This window comes from Nonomuraea sp. NPDC059023 (assembly GCF_042740095.1).
Taxonomy (GTDB): domain Bacteria; phylum Actinomycetota; class Actinomycetes; order Streptosporangiales; family Streptosporangiaceae; genus Nonomuraea.
Genome location: NZ_JBHYIO010000030.1, coordinates 148,506 through 160,859 on the forward strand (window position 1 = coordinate 148,506; position 12,354 = coordinate 160,859).

The 12,354-nt window shown below is 70.5% G+C and carries 12 protein-coding genes; 6 read left to right on the plus strand and 6 right to left on the minus strand.

The window, feature by feature from the left end; translation table 11 throughout:
* Positions 1 to 447: 447 nt before the first annotated feature.
* The 6 genes from ACFWYW_RS40245 to ACFWYW_RS40270 all read left to right on the plus strand — a co-directional run bounded on the left by ACFWYW_RS40245 (position 448) and on the right by ACFWYW_RS40270 (position 6,777).
* Complete coding sequence (locus tag ACFWYW_RS40245; protein WP_379619672.1) at positions 448 to 1,104, plus strand: methionine ABC transporter permease; 657 nt, start codon at positions 448 to 450, stop codon at positions 1,102 to 1,104.
* A 27-nt stretch (positions 1,105 to 1,131) separates the two neighbouring features.
* Positions 1,132 to 1,965 carry a MetQ/NlpA family ABC transporter substrate-binding protein gene (locus ACFWYW_RS40250; protein ID WP_379619670.1) on the plus strand — a complete coding sequence of 278 codons (834 nt, stop codon included), beginning with the start codon at positions 1,132 to 1,134 and terminating at the stop codon, positions 1,963 to 1,965.
* A 164-nt stretch (positions 1,966 to 2,129) separates the two neighbouring features.
* Positions 2,130 to 2,723, plus strand: coding sequence for a hypothetical protein (locus ACFWYW_RS40255; RefSeq protein WP_379641234.1), 594 nt, complete (start codon positions 2,130 to 2,132; stop codon positions 2,721 to 2,723).
* A gap of 112 nt (positions 2,724 to 2,835) precedes the next feature.
* Positions 2,836 to 3,864, plus strand: coding sequence for a peptidase C39 family protein (locus ACFWYW_RS40260; protein ID WP_379619666.1), 1,029 nt, complete (start codon positions 2,836 to 2,838; stop codon positions 3,862 to 3,864).
* An 18-nt stretch (positions 3,865 to 3,882) separates the two neighbouring features.
* The gene (locus tag ACFWYW_RS40265) at positions 3,883 to 5,406 is read left to right on the plus strand and encodes an acyl-CoA synthetase (RefSeq protein WP_379619664.1); all 1,524 of its coding nucleotides are present in this window, start codon (positions 3,883 to 3,885) and stop codon (positions 5,404 to 5,406) included.
* Positions 5,407 to 5,556: 150 nt separating this feature from the next.
* Positions 5,557 to 6,777 (plus strand): S1C family serine protease, encoded by a 1,221-nt coding sequence (locus ACFWYW_RS40270; protein ID WP_379619662.1) that lies wholly within the window; start codon positions 5,557 to 5,559, stop codon positions 6,775 to 6,777.
* A 78-nt stretch (positions 6,778 to 6,855) separates the two neighbouring features.
* On the opposite strand, the gene ACFWYW_RS40275 is transcribed toward ACFWYW_RS40270, so the two are convergent.
* From ACFWYW_RS40275 to cydD, 6 genes are all read right to left on the minus strand, one after another.
* Positions 6,856 to 7,596, minus strand: coding sequence for an ABC transporter permease (locus ACFWYW_RS40275; RefSeq protein ID WP_379619660.1), 741 nt, complete (start codon positions 7,594 to 7,596; stop codon positions 6,856 to 6,858).
* Positions 7,597 to 7,605: 9 nt separating this feature from the next.
* Positions 7,606 to 8,487 (minus strand): ABC transporter ATP-binding protein, encoded by an 882-nt coding sequence (locus tag ACFWYW_RS40280; RefSeq protein ID WP_379619658.1) that lies wholly within the window; start codon positions 8,485 to 8,487, stop codon positions 7,606 to 7,608.
* Positions 8,484 to 8,792: a transcriptional regulator gene (locus tag ACFWYW_RS40285; protein ID WP_379619656.1), complete on the minus strand. Its 309-nt coding sequence runs from the start codon at positions 8,790 to 8,792 to the stop codon at positions 8,484 to 8,486. The genes ACFWYW_RS40280 and ACFWYW_RS40285 overlap by 4 nt, the downstream gene beginning before the upstream one ends.
* Complete coding sequence (locus tag ACFWYW_RS40290; RefSeq protein WP_379619654.1) at positions 8,789 to 9,415, minus strand: hypothetical protein; 627 nt, start codon at positions 9,413 to 9,415, stop codon at positions 8,789 to 8,791. The genes ACFWYW_RS40285 and ACFWYW_RS40290 overlap by 4 nt, the downstream gene beginning before the upstream one ends.
* 85 nt (positions 9,416 to 9,500) lie before the next feature.
* Positions 9,501 to 11,180, minus strand: a complete 1,680-nt coding sequence (gene cydC, locus ACFWYW_RS40295) for a thiol reductant ABC exporter subunit CydC (RefSeq protein ID WP_379619652.1) — start codon at positions 11,178 to 11,180, stop codon at positions 9,501 to 9,503.
* On the minus strand, positions 11,177 to 12,354 hold a 1,178-nt coding region (cydD, locus tag ACFWYW_RS40300), incomplete at its 5' end, for a thiol reductant ABC exporter subunit CydD (protein ID WP_379641236.1). The genes cydD and cydC, both read right to left, overlap by 4 nt.

Consider the following 12,354-nt stretch of genomic DNA (forward strand, 5'->3'; position numbering starts at 1 on the left):
CGCCGTTCTCGCTCTTCCCGTTCGGGTGGCCGCTGTTCGCGCTCTTCCGGTACGGCGGGGCCAGGTGGGCGCCGCCCGCCGCCGTGGGCTCGCGCCGATCATCCGAGCGCCGCGCACGCCGGACGTGGCCCCCACCGCCACGACGCGTACTCGGCCCGCCACCGTACCCCTGTCACCCGCCGCACCTGCTGCGCCGCCCACCACCGCCCACCACCCCGCCGTCTCGGCGCAGGAACGCGGGCTGGGATGGGTGCGGGTCGCGCCGGTCTCCGCCGCACCACGTCCCGCCGGCCCGGCGCCGGAGGGGCCCGGGGTCCGGTGGTCAGGGGTTGCCTCCGTCCGCCCCGCTCCGGTGCGTGACGCCGCCCTGGGCCGTGACGCCGCTGCGGTGCGGGGTGGAGGGGTGAGGGCTGTCTCGGTGGCCGGAGGGTTGGGGGAGGGGGTTTTGTGACCTGGGATGAGATTGTTCCGCTGCTCTGGGAAGGTGCCGGGCAGACGGCGGCCATGGTGGGGCTGGCCACTCTGTTCACCGTGGTGCTCGGGTTGCCGCTCGGCGTCTCGCTGGTCGTGTTCGACCGGGGTGGGCTGCGGCCGGTTCCGGCGCTCAAGGCGGTGCTCGGGGCGGTCGTCAACGTCGGGCGGTCGCTGCCGTTCATCGTGCTGATGATCGCGATCATCCCCTTCACCCGCCTGGTGGTGGGGACGACGATCGGGACCATCGCCGTGGTCGTGCCGTTGACCGTGGGCGCGGTGCCGTTCTTCGCGCGGCTCGTGGAGACGGCGCTGCGGGAGGTCGGCGGGGATGTGGTCCAGGCGGCCCAGGCCATGGGCGCAAGCCGTACCGCGATCGTGCGGAAGGTTCTGCTGCCTGAGGCGCTGCCCGGGATCGTCGCGGGGATCACCGTCACCGTGGTCGCTCTGGTCGGGTATTCGGCCATGGCGGGGACCGTCGGCGGCGGCGGGCTCGGGGACCTGGCCGTCCGGTATGGGTATCTGAGGTTCGAGGGGCAGGTCATGTTCGCCACCGTCGTGGTGCTCATCGTGCTCGTGCAGCTGATCCAGAGCCTCGGGGACCTCGTCGCGCGGCGGATGTCGCACAAGTAGTTCTTTCACATCAAAAGGAAGATCAATATGAAGATTCGCGCTTTCGTGGGTGTCGCTGCCCTTTCGTTGTTGCTCACCGCATGCGGCACGTCGCAGTCCGCCACCAGCTCGGCCCAGCCGGCGGCCGAGTCGGCCGACACGGTGCTCAAGGTGGGCGCCAGCCCGGTGCCGCACGCGGAGATCCTCACCTTCGTCAAGGACAACCTGGCCAAGCAGGCCGGGCTGAACCTCGAAGTGGTCGAGTTCACCGATTACGTGCAGCCGAACGTCCAGCTCAACGAGGGCCAGTTGGGTGCCAACTTCTTCCAGCACAAGCCGTACCTGGACGACTTCAACAAGTCCAAGGGCACCAAGCTCAGCTTCGTCACCCCGGTCCACCTGGAGCCGCTGGGCCTGTACTCGAAGAAGATCACCGACGTCGCCGCGCTGGCGAACGAGGCGACCGTCGCGGTGCCGAACGACGCCACGAACCTCGGCCGCGCGCTCAAGCTGCTGGCCGACAACGGCCTGATCACGCTGAAGGAGGGCGTCGGCACCGCCGCCACCGAGCGTGACGTCACCGGCAACCCGAAGAAGCTGACCTTCAAGCCGCTGGAGGCGCCGCTGCTGCCCCGCTCGCTGGAGGACGTCGACGCGGCGGTCATCAACGGCAACTACGCCATCGAGGCGGGCCTGAAGCCGGCCTCGCAGGCGCTGGTGCTGGAGAAGACCGAGGGCAACCCGTACGTCAACGGCCTGGTCGTGCAGGAAGGCCACGAAAAGGACGCGGGCGTCGTGACCCTGGGCAAGCTGCTGCAGGACCCGAAGGTCAAGGAGTTCATCAAGAGCAAGTACGCGGGCGCGGTCATCCCGGCCGAATGACCCGGAAAACAAAGATCCCCCTCCACGGCGATTTCCGGAGGGGGATCTTTATTATTTGTCAAAGATCGGGAAAAGAGCCTTATCAAGTAATTTGAAAGTGTTCGGCAATCCCGGCGGCGTACCAATGACGAGTCAGCACTACCTCTCCCGAGGAGGACCTCGAAGTGCGATTCGTCTCACGAATCCTGATCGGCGTCGCGGCGGCCACCATGGCCGCCGTCGCCGCCCCGGCCGTCGCCGGCGCGACGACCGCGACCACAGCGGCCACCACCACAACCGCCTCGTCGTACTACGACGCGGACTGGGGGCCCTACTTCTCCAGCGACCACAAGTCCAGGGCCGAGGGCCACGTCAGCGTCGACAAGAAGCCCTACAAGTTCTGGTACTGGAAGACCTTCCACGTCAAGAAGAAGATCTGCTGGAAGGACAAGCACGGCAACAAGCACTGCAAGTGGGTCGTGGAGAAGGTCAAGAAGAAGGTGTGGAAGTGGAAGCACCACTACTTCTACACAGTCGACAGCAAGCTCACCAACACCAAGTGGTGGGGCGGCAAGAAGTGCGCGTGGGAGACGTTCAAGGTCGTCGGCTTCGACGGCTCGACCTCCTTCAAGAACTTCAGAAACTGCACCAAGAACCCGAAGCACTACTCGTTCTCCGGTAAGAACGCCGCGCACATCTACGTGGACGTGAGCCGGGGCGGCTTCTTCGGGCCGAAGAGCCACCACTCGGGCTGGCAGCCCGTGTACCACTTCTCCTGATCCCCGCGGTTGGGCGGCGAAGCCGCGATCTCTCCCCGTCGAGATCGCGGCTTCGCCGTACCCGGGAGAAATTTTGGGGTGGGATATGCGCGAATGCGGCCATTGATAAAGGGTGCGCATTCTGATCGCGATATTGATGGTGATGCCGGGGCAGGCGGGGGACGGGCGGGTCGGCTATCAGCGGGAGGCCGGCGTCGCGGCCGGGCCCTTCGTGCGGGCGGGCGCCTGGGAGGTGGCCCGCTGGACCGGGCCGATGCGGCGGATCGGGTTCGCCGCCACCGAGATCGTGCCGTCGTGGACCGCCGTGACGCCGCCGGGCAGTTGGATCAAGGTGGAGCTGCGGGTGCCCGGATCGGGGTGGTACGTGATGGGGCGCTGGTCCTATGACGGCGTGCGGACCACCGTGAAAGGGCAGGCGGACGCGCGGGGGCGGGTCGCCGCCGACGTGTTCAAGGCCGGGCGGGCGGTAACTGCCTACCGGCTGCGCGTGTCGTTGTACCGGCGGCCGGGCTCCGCCGTACTGCCGGAGATCCGCACGCTGGGCGCGGTGGCCTCGCGCGCGGGCGGGACGCGGGCCCGCGGCGGGCGCGCGTGGGGGCGGGAGCTCGCGGTGCCGCGCAAGTGGCAGCTCGCGCACGCCGATCACGGCGGGGCGGCGTGGTGCGGCCCGACGGCCACCGCGATGGTGCTGGCCTACTGGAAGAAGGGGCCACGGCCGGGGGAGATGTCCTGGGTGCCGCGCTCCGATCCGGACCCGGCGGTCGACCACGCGGCCAGGCACACCTACGACAAGGCCTACGGCGGCACCGGCAACTGGGCCTTCAACACCGCCTATGCCGGAAGTTTCGGACTCGACGCGTCGGTGGCCAGGATGCGCTCGCTGGCCGAGGTCGAAGACCAGGTCGCGGCGGGGGTGCCGGTCGTGACCTCGCTGGCCTTCACCCGCGAGGAGCTCGGGTACGCCTCCGCCGGCCACCTCATGGTCGTCACCGGCTTCACCCGCGACGGCGACGTCATCGCCAACGACCCGGCGGCGCGCGGCGTGCGGGCGATCTACCCGCGCAGAACCTTCGAACGAGCCTGGCAACGTTCCAGTACGGGCACCGTCTACGTCATCAGGCCCTTCCGGGCGGACGCTTAACCGAATATCGTTCGGTTCATGTACCCGGGAGCCATCGCAGCAGTCACCCCCGACAAGCCCGCTGTGATCATGGCGGGCTCCGGGGAGGTCCTTACTTACCGCCGGCTGGACGAGGAGTCGAACCGGCTGGCCCACCTGTTCCGCTCCGCCGGGCTGCGGCCGGGCGACCACATCGCGTTCATGCTGCCCAACCATCCGCTCTTCCTGGCCGTGGCCTGGGCCGCGCACCGATCCGGCCTGTACTACACCGCGGTCAGCTCCCGGCTGCAGGCCGGCGAACTGGCCTACATCGTGGACAACTGCGAGGCCCAGGTCTTCATCACCAGCGCGGACCTGGCCGAGGTGGCGCAGGCCGTGACCGGCGTACGGCTGCGCCTCATGCTGGACGGCGTGGCCGACGGCTTCGACTCCTACGAGCAGGCCGTGGCCGCGCAGCCGGTCACGCCGATCGAGGACGAGTCGCAGGGCGCCGACATGCTCTACTCCTCGGGCACCACCGGCAGGCCGAAGGGCGTCAAGCCCAAGCTGTCGCACGCGGCGCTGGACGAGCCGGGGGCGTTGTTCAACCTGGTGTCGTTCCTGTTCGCGCCGGAGCGGGACAGCGTCTATCTCTCCCCCGCGCCGCTCTACCACGCCGCGCCGCTGCGCTACTGCATGACCTTCCAGCGGCTGGGCGCGACGGTGGTGGTGATGGAGAAGTTCGACCCGGTCCGCTATCTAGAACTTGTCGAGAAATATCACGTCACGCACTCGCAGCTCGTGCCCACCATGTTCATCAAAATGCTCAAACTTCCCGAAGAAGAGCGGACAAAGCGCGATATTTCCAGTCTCAAGTTCGCGATCCACGCGGCCGCCCCCTGCCCCGTCCCCGTCAAGGAGCAGATGATCGACTGGTGGGGCCCGATCGTCCACGAGTACTACGCGGGCACCGAGGGCAACGGCTTCCTCTACGCCGGCCCCCAGGACTGGCTCGCGCACAAGGGCACCGTCGGCCGCTCCCTGCTGGGCAAGGTGCACATCCTCGACGAGGAGGGCAACGATCTGCCGCCCGGCGAGCACGGCACGATCTACTTCTCCGACGGCCTCACCTTCGAGTACCACGGCGACCCCGGCAAGACCCGCGCCGCCCAGGACCCGGGTGGCCGCGGCTGGACCACCCTCGGCGACATCGGCTACCTGGACGAGGAGGGCTTCCTCTACCTCACCGACCGCCGGTCCTACATGATCATCTCCGGCGGCGTGAACATCTACCCCCAGGAGTCGGAGAACGTCCTGTCCATCCATCCCAAGGTGGCCGACGTGGCGGTCTTCGGCGTACCGGATGAGGAGATGGGCGAGCAGGTCAAGGCCGTGGTGCAGCCCGCCGACATGAACGAGGCGGGACCCGCGCTCGAGGCCGAGCTCATCGCGTACTGCAGAGCCCGGCTGGCGCACTTCAAGTGCCCCAGATCCGTGGACTTCCGGGAGGAGTTGCCCCGTCATCCCACCGGCAAGCTCTACAAGCGGTTGCTCCGTGACGAGTACTGGCCGAAGCCAGCCTGAGAATCGCATGAGAATCTCACCGCCCCTGACTCATCCGACCAGGGCGGATAAGGCCCGCGTCAGCCCGTTCAGAAGCCTCTGATCACCGGCTTAAGCTGCCTTAACAGCGACATTGGCACCCTTGAGACATCGGGACTTGAGGAGATGACGATGGACGCGAACGAGCCTCGCGAGCAGGGCTGGACCCAGTTCGGCGCCAAGCCGCCGGCCGCCGGGGGCTTCCCCAGCCAGGACACGGCGATCCTGACGCCGCCGCCCCCGCCACCGCCCGTGGCCAAGAAGCCGGGCTTCACCGGGGGGCAGAAGGCGATCGCCGGCCTGGCGCTGGCGGCCATGGCGATCGGCGGCGGCGTCGCGGGGGCGGCCATCACGAGCGCCTTCCAGACGCCGCAGATCGTGCAGTCGGCGCCGAGCCCGGCCTTCAAGCCGGCCTCCAACCCGATGACGATCAGTGAGGTGGCGACCAAGGTACAGCCGTCGGTCGTCATGATCCAGGGCCAGAACGCCGGCGGATCCGGCGTCGTGCTCTCCGAGGACGGCCTCATCCTCACCAACAACCACGTCGTCGCCGCCAACGGGAAGGGGAGCCCGCTGTCGGTCAAGTTCAGCGACGGCAAGACCGCCAAGGCCACCGTCGTCGGCACCGACCCGTCCACGGACCTGGCCGTCATCAAGGCCGACGGCGTCTCCGGGCTGACCAAGGCCGAGCTCGGCGACAGCGACCAGCTGAAGGTCGGCGACGCCGTCCTGGCCATCGGCAGCCCGCTCGGCCTGGAGGGGACGGTCACCTCCGGCATCGTCAGCGCGCTCGACCGCACGCTCAACGTCGGCGGCGAGCAGGAGCAGCAGGTCCCGCCCGGCTGGGGCCGCGGCGGTCAGGACTCCGCCCCGCCCACCAGCATCGGCGGCGCCATCCAGACCGACGCCTCGATCAACTCCGGCAACTCGGGCGGCGCGCTCGTCAACGCCGCCGGCCAGGTCGTGGGCATCAACACCGCGATCGCCACGAACGGCAGCAACGGCAGCATCGGCCTGGGCTTCGCCATCCCGGTGAACACCGCCAAGCAGGTGGCCGACCAGCTGGCCGCCACGGGAACCGTGAAGCACGCCTTCCTCGGCGTGAGCGTGACCGACGCCAGCGGGGACGTGCCCGGGGCGCTGGTCCGCCAGATCACCGAGAACAGCCCCGCCGCCAAGGCCGGACTGAAGCAAGGCGACCTCATCACGCGAATCGGCGACAAGCCGGTCGATGGTGGGGATACGGTGGTCGGACAGGTCAGAGGTTTCAAACCAGGCCAACAGGTCAAGATCATATACATGAGGGACGGCAAGCAGAGCGAAGTGACCGTTACCCTCGAAGAGAAGAAATAGGACCCCCTCACGGACGGGTGCGCCGTCGAGATCGCTGCGGACTCGGCGGCGCACCCCCGTTCGTATCCGGGGCGGCGGCTAGGAGAAGCGGCGCCCCTCGTCGCGGCGGTAGGCCCAGGCGGCCAGCACAGCCGTCAGGACGGTCCAGCCGGCCAGCGTCACCAGGGCGGTCACGTTCGGAGCGGCGCCCGCGACGGCCCACCACATGAGCTCACCGGCGCCCCTGCTGGGCAGGAACAACGACAGCGTCTGGACGAACGACGGCATCATCTGCAGCGGCAGCAGGAGCCCGCCCAGGATGGCCAGCGGGAAGAACGCCACCTGCGACACCGCGATCGCCCCCTTCGACGGCATCATGTAGCCGATGAACAGGCCCAGCAGCATGAACGGGATCGTCGCGACGACCAGCGCGCCCAGGGCGAGCGCCAGCCGTACCGGCGTGATCTGCGCCGTGGTGAAGGCGGCGGCGATGATCAGGACGGGGATCACCGAGATGACCATGGCGATCACCGTCGTCACGATCCGGCCGGCGAAGGCGGGCAGTGGCCCGGCGGGCAACGTGCGCAGGAAGGGGTTCCAGGGCTGCTCGCGATCCTGTGACACCGAGATCGACAGCGAGATCAGCGCGGCGGAGATGGCGCCGAAGAGCATCATGGAGCCCGTGGACGCCGTGGCGGCGACCGGGTTGTCGCCGGCGAACGGCACCACGAACGCCAGCATCGTGGCAGCGGGGAAGAAGGAGCTGGCCACGAGGCCGATCGGCACCCGCAACTGCTCGATCATCAGGTAGCGGGTGTGGGCCAGGATCAAGCTGGACATGCGCACTCCTCAGGCGGTGACGGGCTCGGGGGCGGTCAGGTGGAGGAAGGCCTCCTCCAGGGAGGTCGGCCGGATCTCCAGGCCGGTGAACGGCGTCCCGCTGCGGACCAGCGCCACCACCAGGTGGTCGGCGTCGGCGGTCATCAGGTGGGTGCGCTCGCCGTCCCGCTCGCTGGACAGCACGCCGGGCAGTTCCGGCAGGGCGGCGGCGGTCAGCGAGACACGCTGCACGCCGACCATGTCCCGCACCGCGCGGACGGTGTCGTCGGCCAGCACGCGGCCCTGGGCCACGACGACGACCCGCTGGGCCAGCGCCTCGATCTCCTCCAGGTAGTGGCTGGTCAGCAGCACGGTGCCGCCGTCCTCGTGGAAGGCGCGGATGCCGTCCCAGAGGGTGCGCCTGGCCTCGACGTCCAGGCCGGTGGTGGGCTCGTCGAGGAAGACCAGCCGCGGGTCGCCGGCGAAGGCGAGGGCCACGGCCAGGCGGCGCTTCTGGCCGCCGGACAGCCCGCCGATCTGGCGCCGGTCCAGGTCGGCCAGGCCGAAGCGCTCCAGGAGCTCGCCCTTGGGACGGGCCTTCGGGTAGTGGCTGGTGACGAAGCCGACGACCTCGCCCACGCGCAGCGCCTCCGGCAGGCCGGTCTCCTGCGGGGTGACGCCGATGCCGCGCCGTACCAGAGGGTCGGAGGGGGAGCCGCCGAGCAGCTCGACCGTGCCGGAGGTGGGGCGGCGCAGGCCGACGAACAGGTTGATGAGGGTGGACTTGCCGGCGCCGTTGGGGCCGAGCAGGCCGACGAGCTCACCGGCGCGGATCTCCAGCGAGACGCGGTCGAGGGCGAGCACGCCGCCGTAGCGCCGGGTGAGGTCGATGGTTCGCGCGAGAACGCTCATGTGGTGCCTCCAGCGGTGTCGAGCAGGGCGCGGATCGCTTTGGTGTACTCGTCGAAGGCCGCCCTGCCGCGCTTGGTCAGCGCGACGTAGGTGACGGGGGTGCGGCCCTTGTGTGTTTTGGTGATCTCCACGTAGCCGGCCTCTTCGAGCTTGGACAGGTGAACGGACAGGTTGCCGGCGGTCATGCCGAGCACGTCCTTCAGGCCGGGGAAGGCGAGCCGGTCACCGTCGGGCAGCGTGTTGAGCGTCGCCACCACCCTGAGCCTGGCCTGGGCGTGGATGACGGGGTCGAGCTCGTTGTTCACCGCCGCCTCCGCAGCCACAGGCCGGTGGCGACGGCGCCGCCACCTCCGAGGACCGCCAGCAGCAGGTAGATCCAGCCGCCGCCCAGCACGGTGCCGACCACGTCGACCACCACGACCCAGACACCCAGCAGGAACTGCGGCCACAGCCGGTAGATCGCGCCGCCGGCCATGTAGAGCAGCCCGGCGACCAGCATGAACAGAGCGGTGTAGAACGGCCCGATCGTGTCTTCCTGCAGATGCGGGACGAAGCGCGTGGCGATGATGCCCATGGCGTTGAAGCCGATGAACCAGGCCAGCCCGTACATCGCGCCACGGGTCTCGGACTCGCCCTTGATGTGGCCGCCGGAGCGGAGCACGGCGATGACCATGAGGACGAAGGCGATGATCTGGGTGGCCCAGAGCACGGACAGTCCCACCTGCCAGGTGATCGGCAGCAGCCCGTTCCCGTCGCCCTGGAGTCCCTGGCCGAGGAAGAGCGTGCCGAAGCCGATGAACCAGGCCGCCCCCCACGGCACGTACATGAGCAGCGGGTCCGGGAGGAAGCGGCGCATCGCCGCGGTCTGCTGCTGCTCGATGAGCCGGAGCATCTCCTCCGGGCTCGGGGCGGGCTCGTGGTCGTTCATCGCCAAACTCCTCGATAGCTCAAACTGGTTTGAACTATAAACCAAAGAGGTTTGCGATGTAAACCTGTCGGCGGGGAAGCCGGAATCAGCGGCGGGTGAGGGCCTCCGACTGCCAGAGGTCGCGGTAGTAGCCGGGGACGGCGACCAGGTCGTCGTGGCGGCCGCGCTGGATCGCCCGGCCGTGCTCCATGACGATGATCTCGTCCACCTGCTCCAGGCCCTTGAGGCGGTGGGTGACCAGCAGGGTCGTGCGGTCGTGGGTGACGTCCAGCAGGTCGGCCATCAGGGCGTCGGCCGTCTCCTCGTCCAGCGCCTCGGCGGGCTCGTCGAGGAGCAGCACCTGCGGGTCGTACAGGAGCGCGCGGGCCAGGGACAGGCGCTGCAGCTGGCCGCCGGAGACGGTCCTGCCGTCCTCGCCGAGCTCGGCGTCCCAGCCGGTCCTGCTCACCCACTGCTCAAGCCGGGCATCGCGTACGGCACGCGCCAGATCGTCGTCCGTCGCGCCGGGACCGGCCAGCCGGAGGTTGTCGCGCAACGTGGTCTGGAAGATGTACGGATCCTGGGTGAGCCCGGTCATCAGCGTTCTCACCTGGCCGGAGTCGAGCTCCGCGGTGTTCACGCCGTTGACGCGGACGCTTCCGGACTCCGGCTCCAGCAGGCGCATGAGGGCCGCCAGGACCGTGCTCTTGCCCGCGCCGCTCGGGCCCACCAGGGCCACGCGTTTGCCGGGTTCCAGCGTGAACGAGATGCCGTCCACGGCCGCGGGCGCGCCGGGCGCGTGCCGTACGACGAGGTCGTCGACCTCGACCGTCACCGGCCCCTCGGGCAGCGCGGCCGGAGCCGGCGGCTCGGTGACGGCCGGGGGAGCCGAGCGCACCTCGCGCAGGCGGCGCAGCGCGGAGGTGATGCCCGCCATGCGCTCGCCCGCCGCGGCCAGCGGCAGCACCGGCTCGAACGACACCAGCGCGGTCAGCGCCAGCACCGCCGTCGCCACCGTGTCCGCGCCCGCCGCGCGGGCGGCCAGTACGATCCCGGCCACCGTCAGGCCCTGCACCAGCGTGCCCACGCCGAGCGAGGCCGCGTGCACGCGGGACTGGCGGCGTTCCAGGGCGGCCAGTTCGGCGTCGGCCTCCATGGCCTTGGCCAGGGCACGCTCACCGGCCCCGTACGCGGCCAGGTCGGCCGAGCCGTGCACCAGGTCGGCCACCCGCTCGGCCAGCGCGGCCCTGGCCGGAGCCAGGCGGGCCGACCAGCGCCGGGCGGCGGCGGCCGTGCCGGCGGGCAGCAGCACGCCCGCCACCACCAGGCCCGCCAGCAGTACCAGCGCGGCCAACGGCGCCAGCGTCAGCGCGATCACGACCGCCGCCGCGCCGGTGATCAGGGCGGCCGTCGCGGGCAGCAGGACGCGCACCAGCAGGTCCTGGACCGCCTCGGTGTCGTCGACCATGCGGCTGAGCAGGTCGGCACCGCCGTGCCTGGGCTGCTGGGGCGCGATGAGCGCGCCGTAGAGCCGTTCGCGGGTGTCGGCCTGGGCGCGCAGGGCGACGTCGTGGCCGGTCAGGCGTTCGGCGTAGCGGAAGACGCCGCGGCTGGTGGCGAAGGCGCGGGTGGCCACGATCGCCAGGCTCAGCGCGGCCAGCTCCGGCTGCTCGGCGGCCCGCGTGATCAGCCACGCGGCGGCGGCGATCAGCCCGAGCCCGGCCAGATCGGCCGCGGCCCCGGCCAGCACGGCCCAGACGATCCGCAGGCCCATGCGCCGCTTCACCGGATCTCCCTCACGTCGTCGCCGGCGCCCGCCACGGTGGTGGCGTCGCGGCGGGTGTCGGACAGGACCCGGCCGGCGTGGATGCGGATCACCCGGTCGGCCAGGTCGATCATGGCGGGCCGGTGGGCGACGATGACCGCGGTACGCCCCTCGGCCAGGGCGGCGGTGGCCTCCACGACGGCGGCCTCGCTGCGGCCGTCGAGGCGGGCCGTGGGCTCGTCCAGGAGCAGGACCGTGGCGCCGGGGCGGCAGAACGCCCTGGCCAGGGCGATGCGCTGGCGCTGGCCCGCCGAGAAGTTGGCGCCTCGCTCGCCCACCAGCGTGTCGTACCCGTCGGGCAGGGCCTCGACGAAGGCGTCGGCGTGGGCGGCCTTGGCGGCCTGCCGTACCTCGGTAAAGGTGGCGCCGGGGGCGCCGAGGCGGATGTTGTCGGCGACGGAGGCCGCGAACAGGTGCGGGCGCTGCGGCACGAACGCCAGCTCGTCGGGGGTGTCCGGCGGGCGCCCGCCGACCAGCACGCGCCCGGAGGCGGGGGAGACGAAGCCGAGCAGCAGGTGCAGCAGCGTGCTCTTGCCGCCGCCGCTCTCGCCGACCAGCGCGACCCGCTCGCCGGGCGCGATCACCAGCGAGACGTCCTCCAGCGCCGCGTCCTCGCGGCCGGGGTAGCGGACGGTGACGTTCTCCAGCCGGATCTCCGGCGGCCCCGCACCGCGCTCCGCGTGAGCGGGCGCGGGCGCGGGCTTCACCTCCTCATCCGGTACGGCTTCATCCAGAACGGCGAAGGCCGCGTCCGCCGCCGCCACACCCTCCATCGAGGCGTGGAAGCGGGTCCCCATCATCCGCAGCGGCAGGTAGGCCTCGGGCGCCAGCAGCAGGACGAGCAGCGCGGTGGTGAGGTCGAGGTTGCCACCCAGCAGCCGGAGCCCGATCGGCACCGCCACCAGCGCCAGCGACAGAGACGCGCACAGCTCCAGCACCAGCGACGACAGGAACGCCACCCGCAGCGTGCGCATCGTGGCGCCCCGGTGCGCGTCGGCGACCTGCTCGATCACGGTGGCCTGGTAGCGGGCCCGGCCGAAGGCGCGCAGCGTGGGCAGCCCGCGCACGACGTCGAGGAAGTGCCCGCCGAGCCTGGCCAGCGCGTGGAACTGCCGCTCGGTGGTCGCCTTGGTGT